At 37.3% G+C, this 15943-nt stretch carries 12 protein-coding genes and 1 rRNA gene; 4 read left to right on the top strand and 9 right to left on the bottom strand.

Features of this window, described 5'->3' with window-relative positions:
- Together AC3EA5_RS07670 and AC3EA5_RS07675 are read right to left on the bottom strand one after the other, a co-directional pair.
- A 16S ribosomal RNA gene (locus AC3EA5_RS07670) occupies positions 1-436 on the bottom strand; the annotation flags it as partial.
- Between the two features lie 433 nt (positions 437-869).
- Entirely contained in the window at positions 870-1778 is a 909-nt protein-coding gene (locus AC3EA5_RS07675) for a DMT family transporter (protein ID WP_488607796.1), read from the bottom strand.
- 135 nt (positions 1779-1913) lie between these two features.
- Between AC3EA5_RS07675 and AC3EA5_RS07680 the strand changes: the two genes are divergently transcribed.
- Both AC3EA5_RS07680 and AC3EA5_RS07685 read left to right on the top strand, forming a co-directional pair.
- Positions 1914-2639: an MgtC/SapB family protein gene (locus AC3EA5_RS07680; RefSeq protein WP_488607797.1), complete on the top strand. Its 726-nt coding sequence runs from the start codon at positions 1914-1916 to the stop codon at positions 2637-2639.
- A gap of 12 nt (positions 2640-2651) precedes the next feature.
- The gene (locus tag AC3EA5_RS07685) at positions 2652-3647 is read left to right on the top strand and encodes a cation diffusion facilitator family transporter (protein WP_488607798.1); all 996 of its coding nucleotides are present in this window, start codon (positions 2652-2654) and stop codon (positions 3645-3647) included.
- A gap of 51 nt (positions 3648-3698) precedes the next feature.
- On the opposite strand, the gene AC3EA5_RS07690 is transcribed toward AC3EA5_RS07685, so the two are convergent.
- From AC3EA5_RS07690 to pruA, 5 genes are all read right to left on the bottom strand, one after another.
- Positions 3699-4106, bottom strand: coding sequence for a YugN family protein (locus tag AC3EA5_RS07690; protein ID WP_394191959.1), 408 nt, complete (start codon positions 4104-4106; stop codon positions 3699-3701).
- A 62-nt stretch (positions 4107-4168) separates the two neighbouring features.
- On the bottom strand, positions 4169-5332 hold the full coding sequence (locus AC3EA5_RS07695) for an iron-containing alcohol dehydrogenase (protein WP_488607799.1): 1164 nt from the start codon (positions 5330-5332) through the stop codon (positions 4169-4171).
- A gap of 112 nt (positions 5333-5444) precedes the next feature.
- The gene (locus tag AC3EA5_RS07700; RefSeq protein WP_488607800.1) at positions 5445-6689 is read right to left on the bottom strand and encodes a Glu/Leu/Phe/Val family dehydrogenase; all 1245 of its coding nucleotides are present in this window, start codon (positions 6687-6689) and stop codon (positions 5445-5447) included.
- A gap of 81 nt (positions 6690-6770) precedes the next feature.
- The gene (locus AC3EA5_RS07705; protein ID WP_394191965.1) at positions 6771-7964 is read right to left on the bottom strand and encodes an ornithine--oxo-acid transaminase; all 1194 of its coding nucleotides are present in this window, start codon (positions 7962-7964) and stop codon (positions 6771-6773) included.
- A gap of 301 nt (positions 7965-8265) precedes the next feature.
- Positions 8266-9810, bottom strand: coding sequence for an L-glutamate gamma-semialdehyde dehydrogenase (gene pruA, locus AC3EA5_RS07710; protein ID WP_488607801.1), 1545 nt, complete (start codon positions 9808-9810; stop codon positions 8266-8268).
- 140 nt (positions 9811-9950) lie between these two features.
- Between pruA and AC3EA5_RS07715 the strand changes: the two genes are divergently transcribed.
- The gene (locus tag AC3EA5_RS07715; protein ID WP_488607802.1) at positions 9951-11258 is read left to right on the top strand and encodes an AAA-type ATPase lid domain-containing protein; all 1308 of its coding nucleotides are present in this window, start codon (positions 9951-9953) and stop codon (positions 11256-11258) included.
- A gap of 40 nt (positions 11259-11298) precedes the next feature.
- Here AC3EA5_RS07715 and yugI read toward each other — a convergent pair whose 3' ends face one another.
- Both yugI and AC3EA5_RS07725 read right to left on the bottom strand, forming a co-directional pair.
- Positions 11299-11673, bottom strand: a complete 375-nt coding sequence (gene yugI, locus AC3EA5_RS07720; protein ID WP_488607803.1) for a S1 domain-containing post-transcriptional regulator GSP13 — start codon at positions 11671-11673, stop codon at positions 11299-11301.
- 87 nt (positions 11674-11760) lie between these two features.
- Complete coding sequence (locus tag AC3EA5_RS07725; RefSeq protein ID WP_488607804.1) at positions 11761-14448, bottom strand: RNA polymerase sigma factor; 2688 nt, start codon at positions 14446-14448, stop codon at positions 11761-11763.
- Positions 14449-14577: 129 nt separating this feature from the next.
- On the opposite strand from AC3EA5_RS07725, the gene AC3EA5_RS07730 reads away from it, so the two are divergent.
- Complete coding sequence (locus tag AC3EA5_RS07730; RefSeq protein WP_488607805.1) at positions 14578-15927, top strand: sodium-dependent transporter; 1350 nt, start codon at positions 14578-14580, stop codon at positions 15925-15927.
- The last annotated feature ends 16 nt before the right edge of the window (positions 15928-15943 follow it).

The following is a 15943-nucleotide window of genomic DNA, read 5'->3' on the forward strand; positions in this document are numbered from 1 at the left end:
ATCCGAAAACCTTCTTCACTCACGCGGCGTTGCTCCATCAGACTTTCGTCCATTGTGGAAGATTCCCTACTGCTGCCTCCCGTAGGAGTCTGGGCCGTGTCTCAGTCCCAGTGTGGCCGATCACCCTCTCAGGTCGGCTACGTATCGTCGCCTTGGTAGGCCATTACCCTACCAACTAGCTAATACGCCGCGGGCCCATCTAGTAGTGACAGCCGAAGCCGCCTTTCAACATCTTGCCATGAAGCAAAATGGTTTATTCGGTATTAGCCCCGGTTTCCCGGAGTTATCCCAATCTACAAGGTAGGTTGCCCACGTGTTACTCACCCGTCCGCCGCTAAAATCAGAAGAAGCAAGCTTCTTCATCATTCCGCTCGACTTGCATGTATTAGGCACGCCGCCAGCGTTCGTCCTGAGCCAGGATCAAACTCTCCATAATACTATTTCTCCGATACACGGCGCATTTCTTCGTCAGCTGCGCTCGTTCACATCCTCACGCACCTTAAGTACGCTCCGGTGTTCACTCGCTTGCTTCCTCGAACTGCTTGTGTCTCGAAAAAATAGAGAGAATATGATTGCTCATACTTTGTTGCTGGCGTCAAAAAATTGACGTTTATAATGAACGTTTAAGTTCAAGTTTGTTTTCGATACCGACAGGTGTCGGCGGAAGAAAACGTTTTTGCTCCGATCGGCAAAGCGATCATCGCTATATTTCGTTGACGTTTTGCTGTTCAGTTTTCAAGGTTCATTTGTTGGTCACTCTCGCGACAGCAACTTTTATAATATAACTTGTCCCGAAATCAAAGTCAATACTATTTCAAAATATTTTTCTTCACTTCCGAAGGACAAGTATTAATATACACCGTGCGTAATTATAAATCAAGACTTTTTTGTCGAAATAATTTTTTTATCCATTTATCATCTAACACAAACAACAGTATACCAATGATAACAATGATTCCCCCAATTATTTGAGAAGGAATTAAATATTCATTAAAGATATAAAATGCTAGAATTGTCGCCCCTACTGGTTCGAATAAAATTGCTATTGAAATAACATTTGTACTTACATACTTTAATGACCAATTAAACAATGTATGTCCTAATAAATTAGGAATAAGAGCTAAAAGTAAAAACCACAACCAATCCATTGCAGGATATGGTCCAAATGATTCTCCTTTAAATAAGACATAAAAAAATAAGGTAACAGTTGTTACACCATAAACAACAAATGTATAGGTAACTAACGAAAGTCTTTGTCTAACGTCTTGTCCAAAAAGTAAATATGCTGTAACTAATGCACAGGCAATTAAGGCTAACATATCACCGTATAGAGCTGACCCACTTATTTTAAAATCTCCCCAACTTATTAGCACAGATCCAGCAATTGCAATCAAACCGGATAAGATTGTTTTAATTGAAAGTCTTTCTTTAAAGAAATAATAAGTGCCCACGAATGCAAATAACGGTTGTAAAGTTACTAATACGGTTGAGCTGGCTACTGAGGTGTAATTTAAAGATTCAAACCATAATATAAAATGAAACGCTAAAAAAATCCCCGCTATTGAAGAAAAAATCCAATCTCTATAGGAAAGTCTTTTAATTTCTCCCGTATATTTATAAAAAAAGAAGGGGGCCATTATTAAAACTGAGAACATCATTCGATAAAATGCTATGACACCAGCATCAGCATTTGCCATTTTAACAAAAATAGCTGACATAGATACTGAGATTACGCCAATTACTATTGGTATGTACGGATGTACTGCAGGTTTTTCCATAAGACACTTCACTTTCTTAGATGAAAAATTATTATTTGTTTAGTTTCATATAAAACAGGTAGTATAATACTAATCGTTTAATTGTTTCACTGAACGGATTAATGTGCAACCCTGTTACTGAAATGGAGGTTTTTTATGCAGGATTTAATAAGTCACTTTAGTATTTCAAGTGAAATTTTATTAAAATTGGGTTTAGCTGCATTATTAAGTTTAATAATTGGTCTTGAAAGGGAATTAAAAAAGAAACCTGTTGGATTGAAAACAAGTTTGGTTATTTCTACTTTCAGTTGCTTGCTGACTTATATTTCGATTGAGTCTGCCTACATGGCAGAACCTAGAGATGGAGTAAATATTACGATGGACCCCCTCCGTCTTGCAGCTCAAATAGTCAGTGGAATAGGTTTCCTTGGAGCAGGAGTAATATTACGTAAAGGCAATGACAGCATTACTGGCTTAACAACTGCTGCAATGATTTGGGGTGCAGGAGGTATTGGTATAGCTGTAGGTGCAGGATTTTATATTGAGGCAGCGATTAGTGTTCTTATTGTAATCATTGGTATTGAAGTACTCCCCCCATTTCTTAATAAAATTGGACCTAAGCGATTAAGAATGAGAGAAATCTATTTAAAAGTTCTGGTTTCTGAGTATACTTCTATTGAAGATCTAATGGTTTATTTATCCGATCAACAATTCCATATAGAAAATATGAGAGTTAGAGATATCCCGTTAGCTGATCAACGAGTAAAGCATGAAATAGAATTGCGTTTATCCGTATTACCTAAGAAAGATACATTATCACTTTACCGCAGTATCCATTCACTAGAATTTATCGATCGAATTGAAATTGAAATTTTAACTTAACTGGAGGTAACTATGAAAGATTTTTTCGCACTATTAAAAGAAGGAAATAAACCATCATTATTAGCCGCTATTATTAATACCATTATTGCTGGATTAAAAGGAGGAGCGTTTTTCCTTACAGGAAACGTCGCTATGTTTGCTGAAATGATGCACTCTGTAGGAGATGCTGCCAATCAATATTTTGTTTTCATTGGATCTGCTCTTTCTAAAAAAGCCCCTACCCCGAAATTCCCTAACGGATTTGGTCGTGTTGTAAATATTGTGTTATTATTTGCTGTCCTTATAGTAGGAATCTTGGCATACGAAACAATTATTGAAGGTTGGCACCATATTCAACATCCAACCCAATCAGGTGGTTTCTTAATTATTATTGGTGTCTTAGCCATTGCAACCGTTCTAGAATTGTTTGTTCTATATAAAGCAGGTAAAGAGGTTTTACATGAAACTCGAACAGAATCTAAAGGATTAGACCCACTTACGAAGAGTTTTGCTCATTTAAAGAATGCAAAACCTGCTACTAAATTAGTATTTATGGAAGATTTAGTGGCAACAAGTGGTAACCTTTTAGCATTAATTGCTGTAGTGATTGCGCATTATACAGGATTCCTCCAAGCCGAAGGAATTGTATCTATTATTATCGGATGTATGATGTTTTATGTTGTTGGACGTATATTCTTAGAAAATGCTCGAGGCGCAATTGGTGAAACAGATGAACAAATGCTGAATCACATTGCACATCTAATTATGGATCAAAAAGATGTACGCGATATTAAAAAATTAGAAGTAATTAAAGAAGGCGAATTCTTACACGTTGAATTAGTCGCTAAAGTCAATCCAGACATATCATTTGCCGAAGCAGATGATATTCGTGACCATTTGGTCGAGTTAATTCTTGCTCAACACGGCGTTCAGGATGTAACCATTTCATTTGATGAAGATGATGGAATTACCCATTGGAAACATGTGAGTAATCGTCCCGAAACTCTTCCCCCACTTAGTGAATACTGAATAAAGATAATGATAAAAATCCCGTTCAATGAGTTCATTGAACGGGATTTCTTAATGTAATTGACGATCTATTCTTTCAAGTAGTTCTACTCCTTTAACGACAAGTTTATCGCTTATTGGAGCATCTTTATCAATTGGCTTTTGAAATTGATTTAGTAATCCACCACCGATACCAAATAACGCATCTTTTTCATCATCAATACCATATTGATAACAGTGACGTAATAAAAATGGGCGACCACATTCTAATTTAGAAGATGGTTGATCAAAATTTCCCGATTTTACAAAGACCGGAATCCTTAATACATCATAGTACGGTTCTTTTTGAAAGATATAATCATAATACGCATGATCATATTCCCATCCCCCACCTAATGTAAAACCATTGCCATTTAAAAATCCATCCAAGAAACCTTTTTCAAATCGCTTTCCTTCTAATGCAGATGATAATTCAATCATTAAAAAACCTCCTGTCCATCCTAGGATAGACAAGAGGTTAGCTTCTTTATTCATGTCAAAAATTAAAGAGACGCTTTTAATATAGCTCGTACATCTTCAGCTTCTAAAGGAACAAAGTTTCCAAAGCGTCCGTAAACCATTGCTTTTTCTACCATTAACTCTAGATTCGAATCGTCGATATCATAATGAGCTAGGGTTTCTGGTGCACCTAAAGAAGTCCAATACTCACGTAGGTTATCGATGCCCTCGTTAGCAATTTCCTCCACTGTTTTGCCATCTGGTTCAACACCAAACACATAAACAGCCAAACGTGCAAAACGTTCCGGATCTACCTTCAAATTATGGCGCATCCAGTGTGGGAACAATACAGCTAAACCACCTGCATGAGGAATATCATAAACAGCAGAAACGGCATGTTCAATATTATGAGTAGCCCAGTCTCCTCTATATCCCATTTGAAGCATTCCATTCAATGCAATCGTTCCAGCGAAAAGAATCGTTTCGCGATCTTCGTAAGAATGTAAGTTATTCAACAGTTTTGGAGCTGCTTCCATTACTGCTCTTAAAACCCCTTCACACATCTCATCTTGAACAGGTGTGTTTGTGGCATTGTTGAAGTATTGTTCGAAAATGTGAGACATCATATCGACGATACCGTAAACGGTATGATTTAATGGAACTGACATCGTATAAGTTGGATCTAGAATCGAAAATTTAGGGAACACCAATGGGCTACCCCATCCGTATTTCTCTTGCGTTTCTTCATTCGTAATGACAGAACCTGAATTCATTTCTGAACCGGTCGCTGCGAGAGTAAGAACTGTCCCAAAAGGAAGTGCTGCTTCAGGAACTGCTTTTCGACTAACTAAATCCCAAGCATCCCCATCGTATTTTGCACCAGCAGCTATCAATTTCGTACAGTCAATAACTGAACCTCCACCTACTGCTAATAAAACATCGATATTTTCCTTTTTACAAATATCTACACCTTGACGAGCGGTTGATATTCGTGGATTCGGATCGACTCCAGCTAGCTCAAACACTTCCATCTCAGCTTCTTTTAATGTGGCCATTACCTCATCGTAAAGACCATTTTTCTTGATACTTCCTCCACCATACACAACAAGAACCTTTTTGCCGTATGTAGGTAATTCTTGTTTTATCTGTTCTAACTGACCTTTACCAAATATCAATTTTACTGGATTGTAAAATGTAAATGTATTCATAGGTATCATCTCCTCTATCCATCATTATGTGCATTTTTTCAAATGAAATCAAAGATAAGTGCTTGAAAAAGAAAAAGTTCTACCTAGAAAATCTAGGTAGAACTTTTATTTATTAAACCCAGCCACGGAAGCGTGAAGCTTCTGCTGTTTTACGAACACCAACCATATATGCAGCTAAGCGCATATTAATATTACGAGTTGTTGCAACGTTATAAACATTTTCGAATGCTGCGATCATTTTTTTGTAAAGTTTTTCGTTTACTTCTTCTTCTGTCCAATAGTATCCTTGGTTATTTTGAACCCACTCAAAATAAGAAACAGTAACTCCACCAGCACTTGCTAAAACATCAGGAACAAGCAAAATGCCACGTTCCGTTAATATTTTAGTAGCTTCTGTTGTTGTTGGACCATTTGCAGCTTCTACTACGATACTTGCTTTAATATTATGAGCATTTTCAGCTGTAATTTGATTTTCAATTGCTGCAGGAACTAAAATATCACATTCTAATTCAAGCAATTCTTGGTTAGAAATTGTATTTTCAAACAACGTTGTTACAGTTCCAAAACTGTCACGACGGTCTAAAAGATAATCAATATCTAAACCATTCGGGTCATGTAACGCACCATAAGCATCTGAAATACCGATAACTTTCGCTCCAGCATCACTCATGAATTTAGCTAAGAAACTACCTGCATTACCGAAACCTTGAATGACAATACGGGCTCCATTCATATCGATTCCGCGCTTTTTAGCTGCTTCTTCAACACAGATTGTTACACCTTGTGCTGTTGCACGATCGCGTCCTTGTGAACCACCAAGTACAATTGGTTTCCCAGTAATAAAGCCTGGAGAGTTAAATTCATCTATGCGACTATACTCATCCATCATCCATGCCATGATTTGTGAGTTGGTGAATACATCCGGTGCAGGAATATCTTTTGTTGGACCAACGAATTGACTAATTGCACGAACATATCCGCGACTTAACTTTTCAATTTCATTCATCGACATTTGACGAGGATCACAAATGATCCCACCTTTACCTCCGCCATACGGTAAATCAACAATTCCACATTTCAACGTCATCCACATTGATAAAGCTTTTACTTCATCTTCAGAAACTTGTGGATGGAAACGAACGCCACCTTTAGTAGGTCCTACTGCGTCGTTATGTTGTGCACGAAACCCAGTGAAAACTTTTACAGAACCATCATCCATTTTAATCGGAATACGTACTTCAAGCATACGTAATGGTTCTTTCAAGAGTTCAAACATTCCTTCATCGTATCCTAGTTTGTTAAGAGCGTCCTGAATAACATCTTGAGTTGATGTGAACAGGTTTAGATTTTCAGCCATTTTATAGTTTCGCCTCTTTATTCATAATGATTACATCGCAATCATTGTAACATAATTGGATTTGTTTTTTAACAATTAATATTATTTATTAAATACTTTTTGAATTTTTTCAATTGCCCAATCTAATTCTTCTTTTGTAATAACTAATGGAGGAGCAAAACGAATCACGGTATCATGCGTTTCCTTACACAATAAACCTAATTCTTTTAACTCTTCACAATATGGACGAGCTGCTTCGTTAAGTTCCATACCGATGAATAAACCACGACCACGTACTTCTTTAATAGAAGAATGTTCAATTTTCGATAATTCTTCTTTAAAATAATTCCCAAGTTCTTCAGAGCGTTCAGCCAATTTTTCATCTTTTAATACGTTTAAAGATGCAATAGATACGGCACATGCCATTGGGTTCCCACCAAACGTTGAACCATGTGAACCTGGATTGAATACTTCAAGAATTTCTTTATTCGCAACAACACATGAAATTGGGAATACTCCGCCTCCAAGTGCTTTACCTAAAATGTACATATCTGGATTAACATCTTCCCACTCACATGCAAACATACGACCAGTACGAGCAAGACCCGCTTGAATCTCATCTGCAATAAATAAGACGTTATTTTCACGACAAAGTTCACGTGCAGCTTTCATAAATCCAGCTGGTGGAATAATGATTCCCGCTTCACCTTGAATTGGCTCAATTAGGAATGCAGCAGTATTCGGAGTGATTGCTGCTTTAAGAGCTTCTAAATCACCATAAGGAATAATGTTAACACCTGGCAATAATGGTCCGAAGCCACGCTTGTAATCTGGATCTGATGATAGAGAAACGGCAGCCATAGTACGGCCATGGAAGTTACCTTCACATGCAATAATTTGTGCTTGGTTTTCAGCAACGCCTTTTACATCATAAGCCCAACGACGAGCAGCTTTAATAGCTGTTTCAACTGCTTCTGCACCCGTGTTCATTGGAAGTGCCATTTCTTTACCTGACATTTCACAAATCATTTCATACCAAGGTCCTAATTGATCATTGTGGAAAGCACGTGAAGTCAATGTTACACGATCCGCTTGATCCTTAAGTGCTTGAATGATTTTTGGATGACGATGCCCTTGGTTTACGGCTGAATAAGCAGAAAGCATATCCATGAATTTATTTCCTTCTGGATCTTTCACCCAAACGCCTTGTGCTTCAGAAATAACGATTGGCAGTGGATGATAGTTAGGAGCGCCAAATTTCTCGGTTTGTTCTATTACATTCTGTGAAACTGTCATAATGTTTCGCCTCCTTAGTTTTTCAAAAAAAGACAGACGCATCTTCAGATGTGCCTGTCTATGGCCCACATGATGTGGGAATTTTTCTAATGTTAAGCATTGAAGCCTATCTCTCAGTTAAGCTCGGGCTGACAGTCATGAAGGCGTCCCGACACGATGTCGGGCTCTTAGCCTTCCTTCCATAACTGTCTAGCTCCTAGCGCCAGCTCGCACCGCCGCTTCAGAAACTCATGCGAAAGCAGGCTTTCGATTCGTTTCTTCCACCGTCGGAGTCGAGCTTGAGTGGCGCTATACGCATTTCTTATAACATTTCAGAAGTTGTTTTAGCTTGTAAGTGCAGTCCTAAATAATCAGGTCCGCCTGCTTTTGAATCTGTACCTGACATGTTGAATCCACCAAATGGTTGGTACCCAACAATAGCGCCAGTACATCCACGGTTGAAGTACAAGTTACCAACATGGAATTCTTCACGTGCTTTTTCTTGGTTCATACGGTTATTAGTAATTACAGCTCCAGTTAAGCCGTACTCAGTGTTGTTTGCAATTTCAAGTGCATGGTCGAAATCTTTCGCTTTCGCAATACCAACAACTGGACCAAAGATTTCTTCTTGCATAATAACTGCTTTAGGATCTAAATCAGCGATTACAGTAGGTTGAATGAAGAATCCTTTCGAGTCATCTCCAGTTCCACCCGCTACTAAGCGACCTTCACCTTTACCGATTTCAATGTAGCTCATGATTTTTTTGAATGCTGAGCCATCGATTACTGGTCCAACAAAATGCTCATCTTGATCAGGAACACCGACAGATAGAGCTTTCGTTAATTCTTCTACACGATTTAACACTTGTTCATAAACGTCTTCAACGATTACGGCACGTGAACATGCAGAACATTTTTGACCGCTGAAACCAAATGCAGACTTAACGATTGATTGAGCAGCTAATTCTAAATCAGCTTCTTTATCAACTACGATTGTATCTTTACCGCCCATTTCAGCGATAACACGTTTAATCCAAATTTGACCTTCATTTAACTTAGAAGAACGTTCAAAAATACGAAGCCCTACATCACGTGAACCAGTGAAGCTGATTAAACGCGTGCGTGGGTGATCTACTAAGAAATCGCCAACTTCAGCACCAGAACCTGGGATGAAGTTCAATACGCCAGCAGGCATACCAGCTTCTTCTAAAATTTCAACAAATTTATAAGCAACAACAGGAGTTGTTGAAGCTGGTTTTAGTAATACTGTATTACCAGTTACGATTGCCGCAACTGCAGTTCCTGCCATAATTGCGAACGGGAAGTTCCATGGAGAGATAACAACAGCTACTCCCATAGGAATGTAGTCATAACGATTATATTCGCCTGGACGGCTTTCAACTGGGTGTCCATCTTTTAAACGAAGCATTTGACGACCATAATATTCTAGGAAGTCGATAGCTTCAGCTGCTTCAACATCAGCCTCGACCCAAGTTTTACCAGCTTCTTTCGATAACAATGCTGAGAATTCGAATTTACGGCGACGCATAATAGCAGCCGCTTTAAAAAGTAAGTCTGCACGAACTTCAGGTTTTACTTTTTTCCAAGTATTAAATGTAGCGTCAGCAATGTCCATTGCTTTTGATGCTAATTCGTGAGTTGTTTTAGATACTGAACCTACTACTTCAGTTTTATTTGCAGGATTGTAAGATACAATCTTCTCTTCTGTTGTAATTCTTTCTCCACCAATGATTAATGGGAAGTCTTGCCCCATATAGCCAGCTACCGTTTTGTAACCTTCTTGAATAGCTTTTTTGTTTTCTTCTTTTGAAAAATCTGTGAATGCTTCGTGTTTATAAGGAATCATGTGAATCCTCCTATAATTTATTTTAGTGCAAAAATAATTTGCACTTTTATTTCGTTTACATCTATAATAATGCAAAAGATTGTTGCGTTTTTCAAGTCATATTTCTTATTTTCGTAAAAAAAGTTAGGAGTGGACCTCCAATGAATCATAAAGATCTTGAATTATTACCTTTTTATCGCTTCGCGAGTGACCATATATCCGTTGGTATACATGCAATAGACCAAAATGGACGCACTATTTTATACAATGAAAAAATGAAAAACATCGAAGGTTTGGATTTACATGATGTAGCGGACCGAACCTTATTGGAACTATTTCAGTTTGACCAACATGAGAGTACTTTATTAAAAGTACTACAAAGTGGCCAGCAAGTCTTAAATGTTAAACAAACGTATTGGAATCGTAATGGACATGAAATCACAACCATAAATGATACGTATCCTGTCTTTCAAGACGGGATATTAATTGGAGCAGTTGAATTAGCTCGTGATGTGACGACATTAGAACGATTGGTTTATCAACCTTTGCGCAGATATGGCGAACCAATCACATTTTCAGTTATTACGGCCGTTTCTGATGCCATGAAACAAGTTATCTCGACTGCAAAAAAAGCCGCAACTGCTCGATTATCTGTTCTTTTGATTGGAGAAGCTGGAACTGGAAAAGATTTAGTGGCTGAAGGCATACATTACGAATTGTCACCACCTTTGGTTCATTTTTATACGTTATATTGCCACAATTCAGATCCAACGATTCTAAATAAGTTAAAAGAAGATTTAGTTGTTCTTGATGAAAGTACAATCTTCTGTGAACGTATTGATCTTTTAACTTTAGCTATGCAGCAACAATTGTTTGAAATGGTCAATGATCCGACTCTTAGTGGACACTTATTTTTGGCAAGTGTAGGCGCAGACCCAATCGATTTAATTGCCTCAGGAGAGCTTTTAAAAGACTTATATTATTTCTTCACTACTATGACGATATATGTTCCCCCATTACGAGAACGGAGAGAAGATATTGATCCATTCGTTCATGATTATTTTGCCAGACATCGAGTTCGTTTTGGATCTATTATTCATGGATTATCCCCGGATGTTCGGGAATTGTTCCATTCCTACGATTGGCCAGGGAATTTAAAAGAAGTTGAAATTTTATTAGATGAAATTTCTTCCATAATCACGACAGAAGAACTTGTAACGTTTGAGATGTTACCCCTTCATTTCAAACTCAAGGTTCAAGAAATAAGAGAACCACTAAAAAGAGCTGAAGACTTTGTTGTTCAATCTGAAAAAGACTTGTTGCCTTTAGACGAATACTTGAGAGAAGCTGAAATGTACTACTTACAAAAAGTCATGGGGATGTTTGAAGGGAATGTAACGAAAGCATCTAATGCTCTTGGGATGAGTAGACAAAACTTGCAATACCGCTTAAGGAAAATGAAGAAATAAAAAAAGCGAGCCATCTCAATAAAGAGATGCTCGCTTTTACTCATTGACCAGATTGTTTGATCCAGTCTTCTAATTTGTCTTTTAATGAATTGAACCCTTCAGAATCTCGCTCATCTACACGAGCTTGTAAAGATTTCTTCGGCTTGTCTTCTTTACGAATAACCGGTGGGCGTTCTTGTAATGCACGAATTGACAGGCTGATTTTACCCGCTTCTTCGTCCACTTCTAAAACTTTCACTTCGACTTCTTGTCCTACTGATAAAAATTCACTCACTTCTTTCACATAACCATATGTGATTTCAGAGATATGAACCAATCCTTGTGTTTCTTCGTCTAAAGCAACAAAAGCACCATATGGCTGAACGCCAGTAACTTTACCTGCGACTACTTCTCCAACTTCATACTTCTTTGTCATAATAATCTCTCCTAGTATCAAATATATACCTATCTACCTTAAGGCCATAGTAGATTATACCATAAACTAGGAATTAACTCAAAAGACTCATTGATCAGGCATATTATACACACGCCACCCGTCAACCGTTTTCCGCATTTGGAAACCATTTCGGTAGAACTCGTTAGTGACTAATTCAGGTTGAATATATAGCCATACAGTGACATCAAATTCATCGGTTTTATCTTTATCACCGCTGAGAAGTAATTCTTCAGAAGGGTAGACTTGATGCGATTCCATCGAGAGATATTGTTCCTTCCAATCGGTCTCTATCTCGGATGGACTTGATAGAAATTCTTCTTTATTCGGAGTATTCTCACCTTTTAACAGTAGTTCATACTGTGTTGTTAAATCTCCTTGACTTGCTGCTTCAAGATAAATTCCCGCAACCATTGTTGCTCCTACATCTTTTAAAACGGTGTAATCGTAATTTTCTTTAAACCTAGTATAAAGTTCTTGAATATCTTTTATAGTCTGTTCATCAATGTCTGAATGTGGCTCACTATAAAGCAAATAACTTAAGCTTGCATCGATTGTCCATATTCCCTGGTGACTTCGATTAACGGGAATTGTTCGAATCACTCGATCTCCATTCAATACATCGACTGAACCTACAAAGTTTCCATGCTGCTCAAAAGTATTCTCGTCTTGATAACGAAGACTCGTTGCTTCTTTTGGAATCAATTCATAGTTTAGCCAACTATTCATTACCTTCTCGAAATTCTCATGATCAGTAAAATTCATAAATGATAAAAGTTGATGATTGATTCCACTTAAATTTTCTTCCTGGGCGTGTTGATAAAAGACAACACTTTCTATTGGACTCAATCCAACAATTTGACTTATTTGCGATAAATCCATATTTTCTATAGATTTTGCTACCTTTTGCTCTACTTCACTGTTTGGCCAATTAATAGTAGTAGATTTTGCCCCACTTACTTCTTTCGGCATAATGGCTGCTAGGTCACCATTTTCTGCAAGTGTAAACGCCACCTTAAGATCATTAAAGTTTAAACTTTGATACGTTTCATTTACTTCCCAATCATTTTCGCTTACGGATTCAAACATTGGTCTAATGAAGTATTTCATAGGTGAATCACCATAACTGTATCGTAAACTATTCCAGACAGCTTGGAATTCATAATTAACACGACCATCCGTAACCACTTCCGTGTTACTTGCTCCAAAAATTAACGTATAAGCTAAATCCTCATATTGTGATTTCATAATAGCGTAGAGAGAATTACGGTGGCTCGTGCTTAACAACATGTGTTCTAACTGATTTAAATACATAGCAGATTCATTTGGGGGCAAGACTAACTCGCCTCCATATGTAAAAGGAATCATTGGTTTAAGCATTAGTAAAGATAAAGAAGAATCTTGTACAACTTCATATAAGCTGTGCCAATGATCTGGGTACTCAAAAAATGCTTCATAGCGCTTCTCATCCCTCGAAACTCTTATTGAAACGCCTTGAGTATGTGCATGATTTAACATATTCTCTAACTCATCAGGTAAATCATAACGATTTGCTCGCAAATAATTCGCATCTAATCTTCCGCTCATTTTTGCCGTATTCAATATTTCACGATGTCTATCTAAAACAGAATTATAATAAGTAATCAAGTAATCGATTTTAGTATTTACTTCATCAATGAATACCGCACCTTCATCACCTTCCATAATCCCTTCAGCAGTCGCATCATTAATCATTTGTGAAGGTATTTTTAACACATCTAACACTTCTTCATACCGTTCATTGGATGAACTACTAGATTCATTTTCTGAACGATCCTCTTTAAAATTAAGGGCAAATAATTGATTAGCCATTTTTACAAATTCAATTTGATTAAATTCTTCTTCTGTTAACCCAAGTGTATTTCGATAGGTAGTTTTTTGTTCTTCAAAAGACTTTTTAAAATCGTCAATGCTTTTAGTATCATCAGCATTAACAACCTCATTACTTTGGGCAACTTCATCTTTAAAAAATGAAGTACTTAGTATCCCTATTAACAAGATACTAGCTAACCCCACTGCCCAAACATTAAGCTTATGCTTATTTGACTTATTTCCTTTTTCCGGAGAAATTGAATCCTCCCCATTACCTCTCTCTAATTCTATTCGTCGAAGAACTTCGTCTACATTAAATTTTGAGGGAACTCGCATGTATGATTTTTTTAATAAATTCAAATTCTGTTCGAATTGGTTGTCGTCTAATATTTCAAGTGACGATTTAATGTTCTCTCGCGAATCCGTCAGTCTAGATTCAACTTCAGAAGGATGGATATTTAAAACTTCACCAATTTGAACATATGTAAGCTCTTGGAAATAAAACAAAACGAGTGGATTTCTATATTTCTCATCTAATAGTTGAATAGCATCATGAAGCTCTCGATCTTCATCAAAAACTAAAATCCTCGATTGGGGCAATCGAGTTGAATGTTCATCCCTATGTAATTCTTGCTCTTCTTCTCCTCGCTTTTCTCTTTTATGATAATCACGGGTGGCCTTTAATGTTAGTTTATATAGCCAAGTTGTAAAATCGGAACTTGGAAATTCACCTAAGGATTTATATAGTTTAATAAAAACTTCCTGGGTTACACTCTGAATATCAACTACTTTTACTCCACATTGAAAAACGTATTTTTCGACCGTTCGATGATGGTGTTCCATTAATTCGCCATATGCAATTAGATTCCCATTTTGTGCATGATTAACCATTTCTGTAACTTGCATGAAGCCCCCTCCTTGCTGTCTATATTTGTAATACGTTTCTTTTTCACATAATGTTTCAAAAAATTCTATTATTTTTATAACCTGTCGTGTAGAATGAGAAAATCTTTATATTTTAAGGGAGTGGAAAACATGGCAAATCGCGATCATTTTGCATCGAAAATAGGCTTCGTCCTAGCAGCAGCCGGAAGCGCTATTGGACTAGGAGCTATATGGAAGTTTCCATATATGGCAGGAACAAACGGTGGTAGCGTATTTGTTTTATTATTTATCATCAGTACGATGTTAATCGGACTACCTATATTGCTTGCTGAGTTTGTCATTGGTCGAAAAGGCCAGGCAGATGCAGTGACTACATTGAAAAAATTAGCACCGGGAAAAAAATGGTCTATTATTGGATACTCAGGATTTTTCTTCTCGTTCATTATTCTATCGTTCTACAGTGTTGTTGGCGGTTGGATATTATCATATTTAACAAGAGCGCTATTCTTCACTCTTAATAATAGTAGTGAGAGTTATTATGCAGCATTGTTTGAATCAATTATTGCAAACCCGTGGGAAGTTATTATCGGACAGGCTGTCTTTATGTTTCTTACCGTTTTAATTGTCCAAGGCGGAATTGAAGGCGGGATTGAACGTGCTAGCCGAATCATGATGCCTGCCCTACTTATTTTCTTTATCGTCTTGGTTATCCGTTCATTAACTTTAGACGGGGCTATGGAAGGCATTAAATTTATGTTTGTTCCTGATTGGTCTTATTTAAATGGTCACACCATGTTGATGGCTTTAGGACAAGCATTCTTCTCTTTAAGCGTAGGCGTGGCTGGTATGATGACGTACGCGTCATATCTTCCGAAGGACCAAAAGCTGGGTAATTCAGCTTTAAGTGTTTCTTTGCTCAATGTGGGAATATCAATCATGGCCGGTCTTGTAATTTTCCCAGCTGTTTTTGCATTAGGTTATTCACCTAACGAAGGACCTGGACTTGCATTTATCATTTTACCTGCCGTTTTTGAACAAATACCTTTTGGAGCCTTCTTCATGTTGCTTTTCTTCGTGCTTCTTTTATTTGCAACATTGACTTCTTCAATTTCCATGTTGGAAATTGTAGTATCGATTGGAATAAAAAATGCATATGATAAACGTAAGCGCTCATCTTGGATCTATGGACTTCTAATCTTCCTAGTGGGTATTCCAAGTGCCTTGTCATTTGGTGTTTTTGCAGACGTTAAAATTTTCGGGAAAACTTTCTTCGACTTTGCAGATTTTAGTACTAATAGCATTGGATTGCCTTTAGGTGCCTTATTAATATCAATCTTTGCTGGTTATGTATTAACAAAAACTGAAACATTTACCGAGTTGAATATTTCTTCATTGTGGTTCAACATTTGGCACTTTATTGTTCGGTATTTAGCACCAGTTGCGATCATCCTTGTTTTTATTAATGCTATGCTACCTACAATTCAGGCCCTATTTAAATAAAATTATAGATTTTTGA

Source organism: Paenisporosarcina sp. (genome assembly GCF_057785155.1).